Source organism: Elusimicrobiaceae bacterium (assembly GCA_017528825.1).
Taxonomy (GTDB): Bacteria; Elusimicrobiota; Elusimicrobia; order Elusimicrobiales; family Elusimicrobiaceae; genus Avelusimicrobium.
Genome location: JAFXOI010000001.1, coordinates 96,484 through 115,619, shown reverse-complemented (window position 1 = coordinate 115,619; position 19,136 = coordinate 96,484). Strand labels below are relative to the sequence as shown.

Genomic DNA, 19,136 nt, shown 5'->3' with positions numbered 1-19,136 from the left:
ATGGCAAAAAAGAATGCGATTTTCTTTTCGTGTAATCAACGCTTTTTATTTACGTTGTGTGTGGCATTGCTGAGTTTGAAAGAGCATAACGCTAAACTATTAGAAAATACGGACGTACTCATTTTCCACCAAGGTTTTACCGAAGAAGATAAAGCCTTTTTGAACCGCATTTTGCCATGTAAATTTACCGACTATAAATTTGCGGTAGAAACCGATTTTGAGAATATCAATTTTAAGCATTTTACTCAGCTCACTTTTGCGCGCTACGAAATTTTTGATTTGCTAGATACCTATGCCAAAGTGCTTTATGTAGATGTAGATGTGATGATAGGCGGAGATTTATCTTATATTTTTGACAATTTCGGTTCTAAGGGCGGGGTTGCCATGTGCAAAGATACGCAAAAGGGTCTCACGCTGATTACCAAAAATTTTATCAAACCCTTGCCGCAATATGATATGACCGTGCCGTGTTACAATGCAGGGGTGACATTATTTACAGACCAAATCCCGCATCGCAAAGAACTTCGTATGTGGTGTTATAATAAGACAGCCGAGTGGTTGGAAAATTTAGTCTGCCCGGACCAAGGGGTAGTAAACGTGATGTTCCAAGAGTTCAAAGTGCCGGTAGAAGTGTTGCCGGACATTTGCAACTGCCTCCCTTCCAACCCTAAATACTTGGATAAAGACTGCCACGATGTGCTAATCTATCATTGTGCGGGCGGCGGGGTGCGTTTTTGGACCTATACCTATAATGCTCCGTGGCAAAAGTATTACCAAGAGTATTTAGCCATGGGCGGTAAACCCCATACCGATAAAGAACATGCGTGGCTTAAATTTATTAAAAAGTATGACTTACAACGTTTTGATTTCTTTGAACGCTCTCCGGACCCGCAAATGCATCCGGCGCGTTTCTTAAAATACATCGTAACTTGGCCGTATAAATATGTACGCCGTAAATGTTGTAAGTGAGGAAAATATGAAATCTATTTTAGTCATGGGCGGAGCGGGTTATATCGGCTCTCATACCGTTAAACATTTGGTGGAACAAGGCTATCACTGCGTGGTGGCGGATAATTTGTCCAGCGGCCACCGGGAAGCTGTGCATCCTCAGGCTGCTTTTGAAGAAGCGGATTTATTAGATCCGGTTTCTTTGGAGGCGGTTTTTTCAAAATACGATTTTGAAGCAGTGTTACATTTTGCGGCATTTGCCAGCGTGGGCGAGAGTGTGCAAGACCCGCAAAAATATTATCAAAACAATGTAATCGGAACTTGGAATTTGTTACAAGCCATGCTTAGGCACGGAGTGAAGAAAATCGTTTTTTCCAGCACGTGTGCCACCTATGGCGAGCCGCAATATACTCCCATAGATGAGAAACATCCACAACATCCGATTAATCCGTATGGACGCACTAAACTGGTAGTAGAAAATATCTTTGCCGATTATGCAAAAGCATACGGCCTAAAATACATAGCACTACGGTATTTTAATGCGGCAGGGTGTTCCAGTGACGGATCTATCGGAGAGTCTCATGATCCGGAAACGCATTTGATTCCGCTGGTATTGCGTGCGGTGCAGGGAAAGCGGGATTGCATCCAGATTTTCGGTACGGATTATCCCACCCCGGACGGTACCTGTTTGCGCGATTATATTCACGTGGAAGATTTGGCAGTAGCCCACCGGTTGGCATTAGAAAAATTAGATAGTTATAGCGGATATATTAATTTAGGTACCGGTGTTAAGACTTCCGTTAAGGATATTATTGCCGCCGTGGAAGCGGAAACCGGCAAAAAATGTCCGGTGCGCACGGCTGCTCGTCGTGCCGGAGACCCGGCGGAATTATATGCCGCTAATGGCAAGGCCGAAGAAGTGCTGGGTTGGAAGCCAAAATATATGCTCAAGGATATTATTGCCACAGCGTGGAATTGGGAAGAGCATAAAAAGTATTGAGCTTTAAGAATCCGTTAAAAACCCCCGCTTTGGTAAGCGGGGGTTTTGTGATGTCCTACAGATTATTTCTTACCGCCGCGTTCAAAGGCCAGCGTATAAGTAGTCATATCCGTGATTTCGGCCGGCCCGAAGTATTGGATCGGTCCCGGGAACAAATAGGATTCGCTCATCGCCCATAAATCACGTTGTTTGGCAAAGGCCTTAAAGACCGGCCCGTTGAGTTCTACTAAGGCTTTGCGGATAACCGGTTTTTCTTTGCCTTTGCGGCGTTCCATATTCATCATCATGGTCAAAGGTACACCACCGCATTCCCATTGAGTGGCTTTTTTGGTCAATTTGCGTACGGAGGATAAATAGCCCGTGCAGTTATTGAGAGCCAACGCGGCCGCATTAAAACCTAAAGCGTACGTATAATTGGCATCAAAGGTGGACGGTACTCCGCAGCGACCTTCGTAACCGAAGAAATGCGTAATGGTGGAAAATTTGCCATTATACTTGCCGGCTTTTTTGAGAGCGGCTAATTTGGTGCGCAACATATCAATTAACAGTTTTTCCGTTTCAATCAAAGAAACCTGTACATTGCCGTGCGGATCGCGGTCCAACATCAGTTGTGCGGCAATTCCTTCCGGTAGAGAACTCATCAAATCGGCCAATTTTTTCGGCAATTTGGAAATGATGAAGGCTTTCTTTTCCGCAACCGTGTTCATTTTGCTTAGTGCGGCTTCATGGTCTGCCAGTAGGTCATTTAACGCGGCAATTAAAGCCTTCATTTCCGGAATAAATTCAATTAACCCTTCCGGTACCAGCACTACACCAAAGTTTTTGCCTTGTTTGGCCCGTGCCGCAATAATGCCGGCCAAGTAATCAATGATTTGTTTCAAGGTCATTTTTTTGGCTAAAACTTCTTCGCCGATTAAGGTGACATTGGGCTGGGTTTTGTGTGCTACTTCCAGCGTAATGTGAGAAGCACTGCGCCCCATTAAGCGAATGAAGTGCCAGTATTTGCGGGCCGAATTGACATCGCGGCAGATATTGCCCACCATTTCGGCATAGATTTTGGTGGCGGTATCAAAACCGAAGGAGGTTTCAATCTTGTCATTTTTCAGGTCCCCGTCAATAGTCTTGGGAACGCCAATTACACAAATGTCTGCCCCGTGGGCCTTAAAATATTCCGCCAACACGCCGGCATTGGTATTAGAATCATCTCCGCCGACAATTACTAATGCATTGAATTTGTTTTTCTTCAAGTTAGCTAATGCGGTGGCTAATTGTTCTTCGGTTTCGATTTTGGTGCGTCCGGATTGGATTAAATCAAAACCGCCGGTATTGCGGTAACCTTCCATGAGTTTGGGGGTAATTTCTTTGAATTTATTGTCCAAAATGCCGCTCGGGCCACCCAAAAAACCATACAATTTGTTTTTGGGATTGGTTTTTTTCAATCCGTCCAGTAGGCCGGCAATTACGTTATGACCGCCCGGAGCTTGTCCGCCGGACAATACAACGGCGGCTTTAATGGCTTTTTTGCCGATAGCCGGGTTGGCTCCTTTTACAAAAGTGATCTCCGGCATACCGTAAGTATGGGGGAACATTTTCTTTACTGCAGCTTGGTCAGCCACGCTTTGGGTGGCTTTGCCTGCTTTGGGTTTAATAAAGCAAGCGCCTTTTTTCAAGATTTCCGGCAGCACCGGTTTATAAGCGCAACGGTGCTGTTGCAGAGGAGAAACAGCGTTTTTATTTGCCATAACAGCTCCTAAAGTAAAATATTTACTAAATTATAGCAAACTTATTTTCCTTCGTGGTGCGCTAGAGGAAAAAGCAATGGCTGGTAGCGTGTATAAATGCTACAATATGATTAGGGATTACAGAAGTAGCAATTTAGATTTACAAAAAACAAAACTTGTGCTAAAATGAAAAGAGGTCGGCGCACAGCTAGGATGTGGGCTGATGTCGTGGTTTTTAACAAGGAGAGTGCAGATATCATGAAAGTATTGTTGCTGGCAGGTGGACTCGGAACACGTTTGGGCGAGGAAACATCCTTGCGCCCTAAACCAATGGTAGAGATCGGCGGATACCCTATTCTATGGCATATTATGAAACTTTATACGCATTACGGATTTACGGAATTTATTGTCCTATGCGGTTATAAAAGCGAAGTAATCAAAGAATATTTCCTAAACTACTATACCAACAACTCCGACGTAACTATTAATTTCTCCAACAATGAAGTGGACATTCACCGCACCTCCGCAGAGCCTTGGAAAGTAACCATGATTTATACCGGCCGCAATAACATGACCGGCAGCCGCATCAAACAAGCCCGCCACTATGTGGGCAAACATCCGTTTATGCTCACGTACGGAGACGGCGTGGCCGATGTGGATATTAAGAAACTGGTGGAATGCCACAAAAAATCCGGCAAATTGGCCACATTAACTGCGGTACAGCCTTCGGGTCGTTTTGGTGCATTGAACATTGAAAATGATGGTCAAATCACGCGTTTCCAAGAGAAACCGAAAGGAGACGGCATGTGGGTCAATGGTGGGTTTTTTGTATGCCAGCCGGAAGTGTTTGATTATATTCCCGACGGAGATCAAGTAATTTGGGAAAGAGAACCTTTGCAAAACCTAGCCAACGCCGGCCAACTCAATGCTTACAAACACAGCGGTTTTTGGCATCCGATGGATACACTTAAAGACAAAATGGACTTAAATGCCCTGTGGGAACAAGGCAAAGCCCCTTGGAAATTGTGGAATAAATAGGGAAATTTGTATGGATAAGCGTGTTTTAATTACGGGCGGTACCGGATTTATCGGGCAACAAGTAGTACGCCAATTATTGGAGAAAGGGTATGAAGTGCATAGCCTAGTTTATCCGCCTTTTGCACCGGAACAAAAAGGGCTCATTCAACATGAAATGAACGTGCTGGATGGACAAGCGGTTAATGCTTTTCTGACAGAACATAAGTTTGAAAGTTTGATTCATTTGGCTTGGTACGTAGGGAAAGGATGCCATGGGTCCGACTTAAATTTAGACTGGGTGGTAGCCACCTTGAACCTGCTGAAAAGTTTCAAAGAAAACGGCGGCAAACGCTTCCTAGGTGCGGGTACCATTTCGGAATATGAGTATAAGTACGGTTATTTTACCGAAGATGTTACTCCTACTGACCCCGGTACCATGTACGGGAATGGTAAAAATTCCGTCTATCATCTAGCTAAGATATTCTGCAAACAAAATAATATCGCTTTCAAATGGCCGCGGATTTTTAACTTATACGGTCCTAACGAAAAGCCTCAACGCCTGATGCCGTCGGTGATGGTGTCTTGTTTGAAAGGGGAAGATGTTAAAGTAAGCGATTGTCTTAAGTTCCAAGATTATCTGCATGTCGAAGATACTGCTCGTGGAATTGTGACGGTGTTTGAGTCCGACGTAAATGGATCGGTAAACATTTGCTCCGGTAAGCCGGTGCAATTACGCTATATTGTGCAAAAAATTGCCGAAATGACGGACTTTAAAGGGAAAATTTTATGGGGTGCTATCCCGGCAGCGTTTGGGGATGAAGTAGTGGTGGGAAATAATGCCAAGCTTTTGTCCTTGGGATGGAAACCTAAATATACTTTGGAAGAAGGATTAAAACAAACTATTGATTGGTGGAAGGAGCATATAAAATGAAAGCATTTAACGATGTGTACCGTGGAAAAACAGTTTTGGTGACCGGACATACCGGTTTTAAGGGAAGTTGGTTGTCTATTTGGCTGACTTCTTTGGGAGCGAAGGTCATAGGATATGCTTTGGACCCGTACTCTCAACGTAGCAATTATTGTGCATCTCACTTAAAAAATCATTTATTTGCCGATGAACGCGGAGATATGCGCGATAGTGCCCGACTGGAAGAAGTTATTGCCAAATACAAACCGGAAATTATTTTTCACCTGGCCGCACAAGCTCTGGTACGTGCCTCTTATCAAAACCCTAAATATACATATGAAACTAATTTGATGGGTTCATTAAATTTATTAGAGGCCGTGCGAAAATTTGATTTTATCAAAACGGTCATCATGATTACTTCTGATAAATGCTATGAAAATGTAGAACAAATTTGGGGCTATAAAGAAACCGACCGTATGGGCGGTTATGATCCTTATTCTTCTTCTAAAGGTTGTACGGAATTAATGATCGCTTCGTACCGTAATTCTTTCTTTAATCCGAAAGATTATGCCAAGCATGGCAAAGCAATCGCATCCGTGCGCGCCGGAAATGTTATTGGCGGTGGAGACTGGAGTGATAACCGGTTGATTCCCGATTGCATTCGCTACATTGAAGAAGGAAAAGATATTGAAATACGTAGCCCGCATGCCACCCGCCCTTGGGAACATGTGTTGGAACCGTTGTCCGGCTATTTGCGCGTAGGACAAAAACTAATGGAAGACCCGGTCGGGTATGCCCAAGGGTTTAACTTTGGCCCTTCCATTGAATGTAATAAAACCGTATGGGAAGTGGTGGAATACTTAGTTAAATACTACGGAAAAGGCAAAGTAGTAGATGTGTCCGGCGTGGAAATGGTGCATGAAAATACTTTGCTGAGTTTAGACGTAACGAAAGCATACCGTATGTTGCAATGGAAAGCGATGCTTAATTTGCATGAAGCAATTGAATTTACAGTAGATTGGTATAAAGAAGCGTTGCATAAAGATGATATGTTTGAATTCTGCCAAAAGCAAATTCAGGCGCATATGGATAAAGGTTATCTGTGGGAATAGTAATTTTAGGAGCAGGGATAGCCGGCATTTCTGCCGGCTTCCATCTTAAAAAGGCAAATAAACCCAGCGTTATTTATGAAAAGACAAACGACTGGGGCGGTTTATGCGGAAACTTTACAATAAAAGGTTTCCGCTTTGATCGTTTTGTGCATTTTACTTTTACAGATGATCCCTATATCAAAGGAATTTTTGAAACTTCTTCCCCTCTTTTAGAACATCCGCCGGTATCGAGCAACTATTATAAAGGGTACTGGCTCAAGCACCCGGCACAAAATAATTTAGCACCGTTACCTACCGAAGAAAAAGTAAAAATCATCACAGATTTTATTAATCGTCCGCACAAAGAAGTGCAAGATTTGAAAAATTACGAAGAGTGGCTTCGTGTGCAGTACGGTAATTATTTTGCGGAAAATTTTCCGTTTCGCTATACCCGCAAATATTGGGGGTTAGAGCCGCGGCAGTTGGAAACCAAGTGGGTGGGCAACCGGATGCACGCGCCGGATTTAACACAGGTGTTGGCGGGAGCTTTTGAAGAACAACAACAAAATTTCTATTACACCAAATATATGCGCTACCCTAAAAAAGGGGGATTTCGCTCTATTTTAGATACATGCCGCGAGGGGTTGGATATTCAGTTCAACAAAGAAGCGGTAGCAATTGATCCGCAGGCCAAAACCGTTACTTTTGCCGATGGCACCACAACGCCTTACACGCGTTTAATTTCTTCGATCCCTTTGCCGGAAATGGCCCATATTGTAAAGGGAATGCCGGAAGAAGTAAAAAGAGCCGCAGCCGCACTGCATAATACGTGTGGGTATATGGTGTCATTAGGATTTAAGCGGCCCGATGTGGCAAAATATTTATGGTTTTATATTTACGATGAAGATATTTTGCCGGCGCGTGTCTATTCGCCCAGTATGAAATCACCCGACAATGTGCCGGATGGATGTAGCTCTTTGCAAGCGGAAATTTTCTTTGATTGTAAAGCAAAAGTTCCCACTAAAGAAGAAGTGCTTAAAAATACCATTGAAAAACTTTCGAGTATGGGGCTTTTTAAGCCGGAAGAAATTGCGGTGCAAGATATACGGTTTGAAAAATATGCCAATATTACCTTTGATAAGGATATTTACAAAAACCGCCAAATCGTATTAGATTATTTAAAGTCTGTTGGGATAGAAAGTATAGGGCGCTTTGGACAATGGGCGTATTATTGGACACATCAAGCCTTCGAAAGCGGCCGGGAGATCATTTGATGATAAATCTAAATGTTGACAAAATACAGCCCGTATTTTCTTCTAATTATGTAACTATTGCAATGAGTAGTTCAGAGGCTTATGTCCCCTATTTAGCAGTTTGTTTGAATTCATTAAAAGAACATACTTCTTCAACATGTAATTATGATATTGTGGTATTTACATCTGAAATCAAAGATAAAGATAAAAAGATATTACGATCGTACATTGAATCAAAAAATATTTCTTTAAGATTTTTTAATCCCAAAAAATATTTCCAGTATGTAAAATTACATATTTCTCATAATTATTTTAAAGAAGAATGCTATTATCGAATTATTGCTCCATTAGTTTTTAATCATTATGATAAATTAATTTTTACAGATATTGATTTAATCTTTAATGAAGATATTCAATATTTGAATAATGTCAAAATGAACGGAAAACCTCTTCTTGCTGCTATTGATTTAGTATGGCACGGAATAATAAATCAACGGCCTGATTTAAAAGAACAATATTGTAAAGAAGTTTTAAAGATTGAGGATCCTTATCAATATGTAAATACGGGTGTGTTAGTGTTTGATATCCAACATTTTGATTGGAAAAAATATATTTCAAAGTTATTTGTATTAATCAATAATAATAAATTTGAAACCCAAGAACAATGCGCAATCAACTCCCTATTTTATGGTAACATTGAATTTTTAGATTATTCTTGGAATACAGCTACTAAGACGCATTGGATAACAGATTTATTAAGTGCGATGCCTCCGAAAACTAAAGAAATTTATTTAGCTAGTTGGCAGTGCCCAAAAATTATTCATTATTTGGGTGGTAACAAACCCTGGCATGATCCTGATGAAGATAAAGCAAATATTTGGTGGCAGTATGCCAAAGAAACACCATACTATAAGATAATTAAAAACAGATTGTATAATACATGTAAATATCGTTGGTATCAATATTTGTTTTCGATAAAAAAATTTTATAGTTATAAAATTATTATGATTTTAGGTTTCAAAATAGTTATCAATCAACATGATGAAAAGTAATATTAAAATATTTGTAACATATAAAGAAAAAAATAAAGTTTTACGCTCGAATATCATATCCCCCATTCAAACAGGAAGAGCTATTTCTAATGAAGTATTTGAAAATATGTTGGGTGATGATACGGGGGATAATATTTCCAAAGAAAATCCGTGTTATAATGAACTGTCTGCCCAATATTGGGTGTGGAAGCATTATGAAGAAATAGGCAATCCGGACTATGTGGGTTTCATGCATTATCGTCGGCATTTTTTATTTAATGAGGCGTATGAACATTCAAATCAAAGATGGTTGAATCATACTATATTTTTTGAGCCGTCAATAACTACGTCTTATATAGAAACAAATTTATCTGATTTGGCAATACAAAATGCAGTTTTGGGAAACGATATATTGATTTTAAAAAAAATTGATATTCAGAAAATAAATCCAACTTTTCGTAACATTAGAGATTGTTATACCCAAAATGTTCCTCAAGCAAATGGAAAAAATTTTGATATTTTAATAGAGTCAATTTTACAATTATATCCTGAGTTGCAAAAAGAGGTCAACTATCTTAAGACAACTAATTTTCAATGTTTATGTAATATGTTTGTCATGAAAAAAGAGCTCTTTTTTGAATATTCTAGTTTTTTATTTAAGATTTTAGAAAATGTAACTAAAAAAATTGATATACAAGGTTATTCCTCACAAGCACTTCGATTCTGTGGCTATTTTGGCGAGATGTTATTAACTCTATTTGTGCATTTGAAAGAAAAAAATTCAAATCTTAAAATCAAACAATTGGATGGCGTTTATTTCTTAAATACAAAAGAACAAGAAGAATTATTTCCAGTATTTCAAAAAAATAATGTCGCTGTTGCTATGTCTTCGAGTAATGAATATGTGCCCTATTTATCAGTTTGTTTGCAATCTTTACAGGACCATGTATCAAAAGACCATAATTATGATATTGTCGTTTTTGAACGAAATATTACAGATGAAAATAAAGCAATTTTAAAAAAACAAATTGAACAAGAAAACATTTCTTTAAGATTCTATAATCCGGTTGATTTGTTTGAAAAATATAATTTACATTATCCTTCTTGTTATAACTTGGAATGTTATTTTAGATTAGTTTCTCCTTATATATTTAGGCATTATAAAAAAATAGTTTTTACAGATGTGGACTTATTATTTAATGCAGATATTGCAGAATTGTATGATATCAATATTGATAAATATCCCTTAGGGGCCGTGCAGGATTATATTTGGGGAATATTCGTAAATAATCCAAAGTTAGACTGGCGAGAATATGCACGAGATGTGTTGAACTTAGAAAATCTATATAATTATTTTAATACCGGTGTTATGTTGTTAAATGTGGAAGAATTTAATAAAAATCGATATTCGAATAAATTATTAGAATTGGTATCTCATACGCAATTTAGAATATTAGAGCAAGATGGATTAAACAAATTTTTTCAATCCACTATCAAATATATTCCCTCTGCATGGAATTTTCCTACTTTAAATAGTGTGTATAAATCCATGATAGAGTGGATGCCCTATGAATTTGCTGTTAAATACAAACAAGATAGATTATCTCCAAAAATCATACATTTTGCCGGAAGTGAAAAACCTTGGTATTATTTAGAAAATGAAATGGCAGATATTTGGTGGAAATATGCCCGCAAAACTCCTTTCTATGAAATGATATTAGAAATGATATTAGAACGAAAATGGAAGCATGAAATTACGCAATTAAGTGCGAATACGAACTTGTTGTTTAACTATCATAAAAACTTGTTGCATTATTATAAATATAAAATAATTCTTCCTTTTGTTTGGGGAAACCTACGAGTCAAATATAACAATAAAAAATCAATGTATAAACAAAAAGTATCTCAAGCCCGTCATTGGCTTTCCCAACATAACTAATTTTGACAGGCAAAATATAGGATTATGAAATGAACTCACCAAAAGTGAAAATTTTTATTTCTTATAAAGACGAACATAAATTGTTTAAAAATGAAATTATTACTCCGATTCAAACGGGGCGTGCCATCGCCACGAAATCTTTTGAAGGAATGCTTGGAGATGATACCGGAGATAATGTTTCTAAAGAGAATCCGCGTTATAATGAACTCTCAGCCCAATATTGGGTATGGAAGCATTATGAAGAAATAGGAAATCCGGATTATGTAGGTTTTATGCATTATCGCCGGCATTTTGTGTTTGATGAAAACTTTTCCTTACAGAATAAAGCTTCATGGTTCCCCGGAATGCCCATTTACAAAATCGCTGCCCAGGATGCTTCGTGTGAAAAAAACCTCTATCCGGAAGCAATCCTGGCGACGTTAAAGGAACAAGCGGATTGTTACGTAATTAAACCCTATGATATCCGTCAGTTTGCCCCGGGTGATTTATATATGAAACATCATTTCCTCAATTATGTACCGGGTAGTAGGCGGGATGTTTGGAATCAATTTGTCCAGGTTGTGTGTGATGTAACGCCTGACTATGTGCCGTATCTTAGACAATTTATGTACGGGCACACATTGCATGCTTGTAATATGTTTATCATGAAAAAAGATTTGTTTTTTGAATATTCCTCGTTCTGTTTCCGTGTTCTAAAAGAATTAGATAAGCGGGTGGACAGTAGTTCGTTTAAAGGACAAGAGGAACGTTTCCTGGGATTTTTGGGGGAATATTTGTTGACCATTTTTGTCATGAAACTACAGCAAGAATCATCGCGTAAGATAAGTTACTTAGACGCCTTGTTCTTGACGGAGAAAAATAGTTCCTTTACTAAAAAACTGTCTGATTATTTTGCCATTATCAATACCTCCACCCACAAAGTATTAGTTCTGTTTGGTAAACAGATTAAACTGAAACGTCATAACCGTGCACGGTTATTGGTAAAAAGATTAGAGATGCAAGAAAAACAATTAGCTGTCTTGGAAAGTAAAATTACGGATTTAGAAGAAGAATTGTTTTTCAAAGAGTTGAAAAAACGATGAATAGCCCTAAAGTTAAGATTCTTGTTGCCCATCATGATCAACGTTGCCCCGCGATAAATAGCGAGGTGTTGTGCCCTGTTCAGACGGGTAGTGCGTTGGCGCCGGACTTATTTCCGGACATGTTGCATGACAATAGTGGGGAAAATATCTCGAAACAAAATCTAAAATACAATGAGTTGACTGCGTTATATTGGGCATGGAAAAACCAAGATAAGTTGGGAAATCCGGATTTTATAGGGCTGATGCACGATAGACGGCATTTTCTGTTTAATCCGGCCCTGCCTATCCCGAATAAAGATGTTACTTGGCTACCGCAGTCACCGGTGTATATGTTTCCTCCTATTTGCGAGCGGTATTTAACTTATTTAACAGATGATATCATTCGCTCTTACTTTACCCAGTATGATTGTATGGTTCTTAAACCGTATAATAGTCTTCCGCGTATTGGGCAAGGAAATATGCGAGATTGTTTTTTGCATTCGGAAGAAATGACTTATGAAATTTTTGATGTTTGGGCCGCTACTGTTAAAAATTTATTTCCGGATTATCTCACAGAGCTGGAACAATTTTCAAACGGCACTTATGGATATTTGTGTAATATGTCGGTCATGCGTAAAGATTTATTTGATCAGTATTGTCATTTTCTGTTTTCAGTTTTGCAGAGCGTCGATGCACAAATAGATTCTACCGGTTTTTCTGTAGCTAAAAAACGGTTTTTAGGCTACTTGGGGGAATTTACGCTGTCGCTTTTTATGATGAAGCTGAAAAAACAGAAAGATGTACGTGTGATTGAAATGAATGGATTATTTTTTATGCCGCAAGATTGCAAAGAGTATCACAAGTTAGCAAAGTATAAATGGGGCAAAACTTTCTTATGGGGAAAGTGGCGTCAGAAATATCAACGTAAATATGATATCCTATCTTCTAAGTTAGCCGTTTTGCATTTTTTTAAGTGAAGGTTATTATGAAAAAAATATTACAACTTATCAACAAAAACACACTAGCTAAAAATTTTCGCCGAATGTGGCCCTATATTAAGCCGTATTGGTTCCGGGCCTGTGTCGGCGTGGCACTTACCATACCGGTGGGTGCGTTGGACGGGGCCGTGGCAATGTTTCTTAAGCCCTTTATGGATAAAGTGATGGTGGATAAACAACCTCATTTTTCTGCCATGATTCCCTTTTTGATTGTGGGATTTACGGTGGTACAGGGGATTTTAATTTACGCTTCTAACTATTTTAATACCTGGGTGGCGCAAAAAATCACGATTGGAGTCAAACGCGATTTGTATAAAAAGCTACTTGCCATGGATACCAGCTATTTTGATAAAAATAATTCCGGTACCATTGTGATGCGTTATTCTAACGATGCTGAAACTGCATCCTCCGGATTGGTCAATAATACCAAACAATTTTTATCGAAAACATTTTCATCTATCTCTTTGATTTGTGTATTATTGTACAACTCGTGGCAGCTGGCTTTAGTGGCGGTGGCTGTGTTGGGATTTTTTGTTTATCCGATGAGCGTAGTGCGCAAAAACATGAAAAATCTGATGAAAAAAACCGTCGGCAATTTATCTTACATTATTACCATTTACAACGAAACGTTTGCCGGAAATAAAACCATTCGCTCCTTTACCTTAGAGGAAGAATTTAAGCACCGCTTCCATCATGTAACGGATATGACCTTTGATTTGGCTATGCGGATGGTCAAAAGAACTAACTGGCTTAGCCCGCTGATGCACTTTTTGATGTCTATTGGGGTGGCTATTGTAATCGGATGGGGAGGCCATTTGATTATTACAGGGAAGATTACCAGTGGTAACTTTGTGGCATTTGTGGCGGCATTAATGATGTTATATACACCGCTCAAATCTGTCGGGAATAACTATATTGCCATTCAAAATTCGTTCTTGGCTATTGTCCGTATTTTTGAAATTTTAGATTTACAACCCAGTATTACAGATCGGGACAATGCTCTTGTTTTAACAGAAGTACGCAAAAAGATTACCTTTGAACATGTGCATTTTGAATATGTCCCGGGTCGTGAGGTCTTGAAGGATATTAATTTAGAAATTCCTGTAGGCAGTACGGTAGCCTTGGTGGGTAATTCCGGTGGCGGAAAGACCACTATTTCTGCTCTGTTGCCCCGACTCTATGAAATTAAACAAGGGGCCATTAAAATTGACGGGCATAATATACGTGATGTACAACAGAAAAGTTTACGTCAATTAATTGCCATGGTGTTTCAGGACAATTTCTTATTTTCCGGTACGATTCGGGAAAATATTTTATTGGGCAACGCCGGCGCCAGTGAAGAGACCATTTGGGCGGCTTTGAAAAATGCCTGTTTGGACACTTTTGTCAAAGAATTACCCCAGCAATTGGACACCGAGATTGGTGAACGCGGCATTTTACTTTCCGGCGGACAGAAACAGCGTTTAGCTATTGCGCGGGCATTTGTAAAGAATGCGCCGATTGTAATTTTGGACGAGGCGACCAGCGCATTGGATAACAAATCTGAAAAAGTGGTGCAAGAAGCGTTGGATAACTTGATGAAGAACCGTACGGTAATTGTCATTGCCCACCGCTTGTCCACGATTCAAAACGCCGACAAAATTGTGGTGATTAATGATGGAAAAATTGCGGAAGAAGGAACGCATGACGAATTGCTTAAGAAAGCAGGTGCCTACGCGGCTCTCTACTCCATGCAATTTAAACCGCATGAAAATAAATAGCGTGTTTATTTCGGTTAAAAATCCCGCGTCCATTGTGTGGCGCGGGATTTTTGATACACTCTCAGTTGATTCTATTATAAATATTGCGGGTCACATGCGATGCCGCGCGACTGACATGTCGGAGCGGATCCACAACCGCTGGTGCCATTCTTTGCACAACAACAAGAAGTTTCATCATAGGAATTTATATAGTTTGGATGAGTAGTGCCACAATCATTCCAATCGCCGTAACAAATAGAACCGTTTGTATAACTATTGCCTAGACACCCCCACTTTACGTCAGACACACAAGCACCTCCATTTTCAAATTTTGATCTGTGACAGCCGGCATTTTTACTGCCCATGCAAATTCCTTCGGATCCGATCGTTTTCTCAGCTCCATCTACATATCCGCATTGCTCATTCATTCCTGCTACAACACCCAGACCTAATGCTTCACATCTATCTGCCGTTGTCTTATAACATTTTGTTTTGCTTGTACTCCAACTGCGACTAGCATGATCACACGTGGCTTTGTCGATTTCTTGGTCTAGTAGATAGCCCGTATAGCCGTCTGATGAGGTTAGTTCTTGCCCCATAAGTAATTTTCCGCACAGTCTTTCCGCGCGCTCATCACCCGTCTTGGCTTCACAATGTAACTGCCCGGCAAATTTCGGGTTATCATCTAAATAACTGGCTAACCGTACATTGGCTAACTTACTATTCGTCACTCTGATTACATTCGGGTCGGCCGTATTATTAGGTGTTACTAAAGCAAAGGTTAAATCTGCATTATTCATAGTAACATCTAAATTAGCCATATTATCTGTATAAGCTCCATTGCTCATTTTGATAGCTTCTTCGGCGTCTTTTATCGCTTTAGCTCCGGGGAGCATAGTGCTCCAATGGCTTTTATCTACAGCTCCTTGATACATGGGGATAGCAATAGCTGATAAAACTCCTATAATGAGTACGACGACTAATAGTTCTACTAGTGTGAAGGCATGTCTGTTTTTTTGCATACGACTCTCCTTTCAATTCTGTTTTGGAAAACGGACGCAAAAAAACGGCTGTTATGCTTGAGCCAGCTCACCTAACCCAACACATAACAGCCGTGGTCTGCCGCACCCAAAGGTGCGGCAAACACTCGGCACAAGAAAAATCAGGAGCGACCCTTTTCTTCTTGTGCCTAAAACGACTGTCTTTGGAGGTGAGCTGTGCCGTCAGATTTCCGACAGCGCACCGTATTCTGCATACGGTTCCAAAAACAGATGAAATTGTAATTTACCGCGTTGGTGCGCGGGTACTTTTGCTCCTATACGACTCTCTTATTATAACAAAATACACCGCTTTATAAGCGGGGTATTTTTTGCATATTGTTTTATTGATCGTTGGATTTATTATTAAGTTTTACAGATTATTGGGTGCGGGTCAAGCGGCGGTTTTCCAATCTATATACCGCATCAGCAAAGGTGGCGGCGTGCACGTCATGAGTGACCATTAAGACGGTTAAGCCCTGCTTGGCAAGGGCGGCAAAATCGGCAAATACCTGCTCTTTGCGGGCCGTATCTAAATTGCCGGTGGGTTCGTCGGCCAGTAATAAATCAGGTTTATTGCACAAAGCCCGTGCAATAGCGGCGCGTTGCTTTTCCCCGCCGCTTAAATCAGCCGGCATTTTATGGCTAATGTTGCCAATACCAAATTGATCCAGTAATTTCTGTGCGCGGGCCGTTGCCTCTTTGCCGCGCATGAGCGCCGGTAAAGCCACATTTTCCAGTAGCGTAAACTCCGGTAGTAGCCCGTCAAATTGGAAAACGAATCCCATTTTTTTCAGCCGCAAAGCCGAGCGTTTGCTTTCGCTTTTGATTTGGCTAATCTCTTTTCCTTCAAGAAAAATTTGGCCGGAGGTGGGTCTGTCCAGTAATCCGATTAAGTTAAGTAGCGTGCTTTTTCCGCTACCGCTGGGGCCCAGCAAAACTACAAAATGTCCGCGCGACACCGTCAGCTCCGCATTTTCCAATACACAGAGGTTTTCTTGGCCTTGGCCGTAAATCTTAGTTAAGTTTTTAATTTCTACCAGTTCAGCCATAACGAATCGCATCCGTTGGATTGACGCGGGACGCTTTTACTGCCGGATATAACCCCGCAGCAAAACACACCAAATAGCTACCGCCAATCACAGCTAAAATATCGGCCCATTGCATACGCACAGGGACCTTGGTTAAATAATAAATATCACCGGGAAGTTCTACTATATTAAAAGTGGCAATGATCCAACACAATACTACCGCCAACATTACGCCCAATACAATGCCGATCGTAGCGGTCATCATAGCTTCCCACATGAAAATACCGCGTATCATTTTGGGGCTGGCACCTAAGGAGCGCATAATGCCGATATCACGCAATTTTTCCGTTCCCAAAAGAATAAGATTAGAGGCAATGTTTAACGAAGCTACGATGATAATTAAAAAGAGAATGATAAACATCACGGCTTTTTCCAATTTCAAAGCGGCATAGAGAGTGCTGTTCATTTGTGCAAAGGTGCGCACCGCATAACCAAAGCCCACCGCCTCTTGAATGGTCGGGACCAATTTTTCGGCTTGATTCATGTCGTTTAATTTAACGGCAATGCCCGTGACACCCTGTTTGAGACCTAAAAAATCACTCGCTTCAGATAGCGGTGCATAGGCAATAGTATTGTCAAATTCGTAATATCCCGTGCGTAAAAGTCCGCTGATGCGAAACTTTTTCATCTTAGGAAACATCCCCGCACTGGTTGAGATAGATTGAGGGGAAATGAGCACTACGTCATCACCGATTTCCGCATTGAGATTATCGGCCAGTTCTGTTCCCAGCACCAGCGGGGCGGGGGCATATTCTTCCCAATCTGTCGGTTGAAAGGCGCCGTCCACCAGAGATTGGTTCAAGTTATTAATTTTAGCTTCTTGTGCAGGGTCTAAACCACGAATTACTACGCCGACGCTTTGTCCGTTTGCGGAGATAATCGCTTGTCCGTAAATGTTGGGAGCGGCCCCGGCTACTTCGGGCAAAGATTCTAATTGGCTGATTTTCTGCGGATAAACGTCCGCGTTCATACGTCCGAAAATAAGAATGTGGCTTTGCGCCCCGATGATTTTTTCTTTAATATCGCTTTGAAAACCGTTCATCACGGATAAGGTGGTGATTAAGGCAGCCACGCCCACGCTCACGCCCGCCACGCCGATGAGCGTGGTAATCAGCGCAAACAAACCTTTGCGGTGCAGCATATAGCGTAGGGCTACAAAACGCGGAAAAGATTTCATATGTATATTGTACTTTAAAAGTGAGTGCAATGTGCGAAGCGGCACGATAGTGCCGAGGTATTCGAGTTTTTGAGCGACAACGAAGTGGGGTAAATTACGAAGAAAAGAAATGCCGAGTAAGAAAAACGGGGCACCGTGCTTTTCAAAGAAAAATATTTTAATTCGCGGAGTGAGATTGTGAGGTATACTGTAGGAACGCGCCCGGAGGGCGGAGGTATCCGAACAATCGAACGACAAAGAAGTAAAGGATTTTACGAAGAAAAGAAATGCCGAGGGACAGGATCGAACTGTCGACACCTGGTTTTTCAGACCAGTGCTCTACCACTGAGCTACCTCGGCATTACCTCTATATAATACTATATTTGCACGACACTTGCAAATACCCGCACGACTTCTTCCAATCCCGCGCGGTCCATCTCATCAAATCGGTTCAATACCGGTGAGTCTATATCCAATACGCCCCACACTTTTTCGTCTTGAAGTAACGGGATTACTATTTCGCTTTTAGAAGCACTGTCGCAGGCAATATGTCCGGTAAATTGATGCACATCGGGCACTACGAGCGTTTTTTGTTGCAGGGCCGCCGTGCCGCATACGCCTTTGCCAAGCGGAATTTCCGTACAGGCCGGTTTTCCCTGAAAGGGGCCCAAGCGTAATATATTTTTATCCAGCAGATAAAATCCGGCCCAGTTGATATCCGGCAACGTATGGTAAATCAGCGCAGCTAAGTTAGCCATATTGCTCACAAGACCAAAACGCGCCTCTAATAAAGCGCCGGCTTGTTTACTAAGTAGGGGGTATAAATCCGTTTTAGACATGAGCTTATTATAACAAATCCTTTTGCAGCGCTTGCACCCCCAAGGAAAAAGACATACAATTTAAGTAGGACTTATTAATAAGGAGGCATACCCGATGCCTAGAATTGAAGTGGATGCCAATCGCTGTAAAGCGTGTTACTTGTGTGTCAACGCTTGCCCTAAAAAATGTTTGGACAAAAGTGAAACCATTAGTAAGAAAGGTTATTTCCCAGCCGAGATGAAACACCCCGAAAATTGTATTGGCTGCACGATGTGTTATATGATGTGCCCCGATATTGCTATTACGGTAATTAAAGACTGATTTGAGG

General features: G+C 40.7%; 17 protein-coding genes and 1 tRNA gene. 12 read left to right on the top strand and 6 right to left on the bottom strand.

What is annotated here, in order from left to right:
- Both IKN49_00530 and galE read left to right on the top strand, forming a co-directional pair.
- Positions 1-969 (top strand): hypothetical protein, encoded by a 969-nt coding sequence (locus IKN49_00530; GenBank protein ID MBR3631546.1) that lies wholly within the window; start codon positions 1-3, stop codon positions 967-969.
- A 7-nt stretch (positions 970-976) separates the two neighbouring features.
- Positions 977-1,948: a UDP-glucose 4-epimerase GalE gene (gene galE / locus IKN49_00525; GenBank protein MBR3631545.1), complete on the top strand. Its 972-nt coding sequence runs from the start codon at positions 977-979 to the stop codon at positions 1,946-1,948.
- A 62-nt stretch (positions 1,949-2,010) separates the two neighbouring features.
- On the opposite strand, the gene IKN49_00520 is transcribed toward galE, so the two are convergent.
- On the bottom strand, positions 2,011-3,690 hold the full coding sequence (locus IKN49_00520) for a diphosphate--fructose-6-phosphate 1-phosphotransferase (protein ID MBR3631544.1): 1,680 nt from the start codon (positions 3,688-3,690) through the stop codon (positions 2,011-2,013).
- Between the two features lie 237 nt (positions 3,691-3,927).
- Between IKN49_00520 and rfbF the strand changes: the two genes are divergently transcribed.
- The 9 genes from rfbF to IKN49_00475 are packed head-to-tail and all read left to right on the top strand — an operon-like array spanning position 3,928 to position 14,726.
- A complete protein-coding gene (gene rfbF, locus IKN49_00515; GenBank protein MBR3631543.1) occupies positions 3,928-4,707 on the top strand; it encodes a glucose-1-phosphate cytidylyltransferase in 780 nt (259 codons plus the stop codon).
- A 10-nt stretch (positions 4,708-4,717) separates the two neighbouring features.
- Positions 4,718-5,617 (top strand): NAD(P)-dependent oxidoreductase, encoded by a 900-nt coding sequence (locus IKN49_00510; GenBank protein MBR3631542.1) that lies wholly within the window; start codon positions 4,718-4,720, stop codon positions 5,615-5,617.
- Entirely contained in the window at positions 5,614-6,705 is a 1,092-nt protein-coding gene (rfbG, locus tag IKN49_00505) for a CDP-glucose 4,6-dehydratase (protein MBR3631541.1), read from the top strand. The genes IKN49_00510 and rfbG overlap by 4 nt, the downstream gene beginning before the upstream one ends.
- Positions 6,696-7,958 carry an FAD-dependent oxidoreductase gene (locus tag IKN49_00500; GenBank protein MBR3631540.1) on the top strand — a complete coding sequence of 421 codons (1,263 nt, stop codon included), beginning with the start codon at positions 6,696-6,698 and terminating at the stop codon, positions 7,956-7,958. The genes rfbG and IKN49_00500 overlap by 10 nt, the downstream gene beginning before the upstream one ends.
- On the top strand, positions 7,955-8,989 hold the full coding sequence (locus IKN49_00495; protein ID MBR3631539.1) for a hypothetical protein: 1,035 nt from the start codon (positions 7,955-7,957) through the stop codon (positions 8,987-8,989). Before IKN49_00500 ends, IKN49_00495 begins: the two co-directional genes overlap by 4 nt.
- A complete protein-coding gene (locus tag IKN49_00490; protein ID MBR3631538.1) occupies positions 8,976-10,907 on the top strand; it encodes a DUF4422 domain-containing protein in 1,932 nt (643 codons plus the stop codon). The genes IKN49_00495 and IKN49_00490 overlap by 14 nt, the downstream gene beginning before the upstream one ends.
- 29 nt (positions 10,908-10,936) lie before the next feature.
- On the top strand, positions 10,937-11,989 hold the full coding sequence (locus IKN49_00485; GenBank protein ID MBR3631537.1) for a DUF4422 domain-containing protein: 1,053 nt from the start codon (positions 10,937-10,939) through the stop codon (positions 11,987-11,989).
- A complete protein-coding gene (locus IKN49_00480) occupies positions 11,986-12,945 on the top strand; it encodes a DUF4422 domain-containing protein (protein MBR3631536.1) in 960 nt (319 codons plus the stop codon). Before IKN49_00485 ends, IKN49_00480 begins: the two co-directional genes overlap by 4 nt.
- Positions 12,946-12,953: 8 nt before the next feature.
- Positions 12,954-14,726: an ATP-binding cassette domain-containing protein gene (locus tag IKN49_00475; GenBank protein MBR3631535.1), complete on the top strand. Its 1,773-nt coding sequence runs from the start codon at positions 12,954-12,956 to the stop codon at positions 14,724-14,726.
- A gap of 74 nt (positions 14,727-14,800) precedes the next feature.
- On the opposite strand, the gene IKN49_00470 is transcribed toward IKN49_00475, so the two are convergent.
- The 5 genes from IKN49_00470 to IKN49_00450 form a co-directional block, all read right to left on the bottom strand.
- Positions 14,801-15,727 (bottom strand): prepilin-type N-terminal cleavage/methylation domain-containing protein, encoded by a 927-nt coding sequence (locus IKN49_00470; GenBank protein MBR3631534.1) that lies wholly within the window; start codon positions 15,725-15,727, stop codon positions 14,801-14,803.
- A 395-nt stretch (positions 15,728-16,122) separates the two neighbouring features.
- Complete coding sequence (locus IKN49_00465; protein ID MBR3631533.1) at positions 16,123-16,794, bottom strand: ABC transporter ATP-binding protein; 672 nt, start codon at positions 16,792-16,794, stop codon at positions 16,123-16,125.
- A complete protein-coding gene (locus IKN49_00460) occupies positions 16,787-18,010 on the bottom strand; it encodes an ABC transporter permease (GenBank protein MBR3631532.1) in 1,224 nt (407 codons plus the stop codon). Before IKN49_00460 ends, IKN49_00465 begins: the two co-directional genes overlap by 8 nt.
- Positions 18,011-18,277: 267 nt before the next feature.
- A tRNA-Phe gene (locus IKN49_00455) sits at positions 18,278-18,349 on the bottom strand.
- 17 nt (positions 18,350-18,366) lie between these two features.
- Entirely contained in the window at positions 18,367-18,828 is a 462-nt protein-coding gene (locus IKN49_00450) for a GAF domain-containing protein (protein MBR3631531.1), read from the bottom strand.
- A gap of 94 nt (positions 18,829-18,922) precedes the next feature.
- On the opposite strand from IKN49_00450, the gene IKN49_00445 reads away from it, so the two are divergent.
- The gene (locus tag IKN49_00445) at positions 18,923-19,129 is read left to right on the top strand and encodes a 4Fe-4S binding protein (protein ID MBR3631530.1); all 207 of its coding nucleotides are present in this window, start codon (positions 18,923-18,925) and stop codon (positions 19,127-19,129) included.
- The last annotated feature ends 7 nt before the right edge of the window (positions 19,130-19,136 follow it).

What these genes read in the sequence shown, in the direction of transcription:
- IKN49_00530 (MBR3631546.1), top strand. Translation starts at nt 1, where the DNA reads ATGGCAAAAAAGAATGCGATTTTCTTTTCGTGTAATCAACGCTTTTTA.
- galE (MBR3631545.1), top strand. Translation starts at nt 977, where the DNA reads ATGAAATCTATTTTAGTCATGGGCGGAGCGGGTTATATCGGCTCTCAT.
- IKN49_00520 (MBR3631544.1), bottom strand. Translation starts at nt 3,690, where the DNA reads ATGGCAAATAAAAACGCTGTTTCTCCTCTGCAACAGCACCGTTGCGCT.
- rfbF (MBR3631543.1), top strand. Translation starts at nt 3,928, where the DNA reads ATGAAAGTATTGTTGCTGGCAGGTGGACTCGGAACACGTTTGGGCGAG.
- IKN49_00510 (MBR3631542.1), top strand. Translation starts at nt 4,718, where the DNA reads ATGGATAAGCGTGTTTTAATTACGGGCGGTACCGGATTTATCGGGCAA.
- rfbG (MBR3631541.1), top strand. Translation starts at nt 5,614, where the DNA reads ATGAAAGCATTTAACGATGTGTACCGTGGAAAAACAGTTTTGGTGACC.
- IKN49_00490 (MBR3631538.1), top strand. Translation starts at nt 8,976, where the DNA reads ATGATGAAAAGTAATATTAAAATATTTGTAACATATAAAGAAAAAAAT.
- IKN49_00485 (MBR3631537.1), top strand. Translation starts at nt 10,937, where the DNA reads ATGAACTCACCAAAAGTGAAAATTTTTATTTCTTATAAAGACGAACAT.
- IKN49_00480 (MBR3631536.1), top strand. Translation starts at nt 11,986, where the DNA reads ATGAATAGCCCTAAAGTTAAGATTCTTGTTGCCCATCATGATCAACGT.
- IKN49_00475 (MBR3631535.1), top strand. Translation starts at nt 12,954, where the DNA reads ATGAAAAAAATATTACAACTTATCAACAAAAACACACTAGCTAAAAAT.
- IKN49_00470 (MBR3631534.1), bottom strand. Translation starts at nt 15,727, where the DNA reads ATGCAAAAAAACAGACATGCCTTCACACTAGTAGAACTATTAGTCGTC.
- IKN49_00465 (MBR3631533.1), bottom strand. Translation starts at nt 16,794, where the DNA reads ATGGCTGAACTGGTAGAAATTAAAAACTTAACTAAGATTTACGGCCAA.
- IKN49_00460 (MBR3631532.1), bottom strand. Translation starts at nt 18,010, where the DNA reads ATGAAATCTTTTCCGCGTTTTGTAGCCCTACGCTATATGCTGCACCGC.
- IKN49_00450 (MBR3631531.1), bottom strand. Translation starts at nt 18,828, where the DNA reads ATGTCTAAAACGGATTTATACCCCCTACTTAGTAAACAAGCCGGCGCT.
- IKN49_00445 (MBR3631530.1), top strand. Translation starts at nt 18,923, where the DNA reads ATGCCTAGAATTGAAGTGGATGCCAATCGCTGTAAAGCGTGTTACTTG.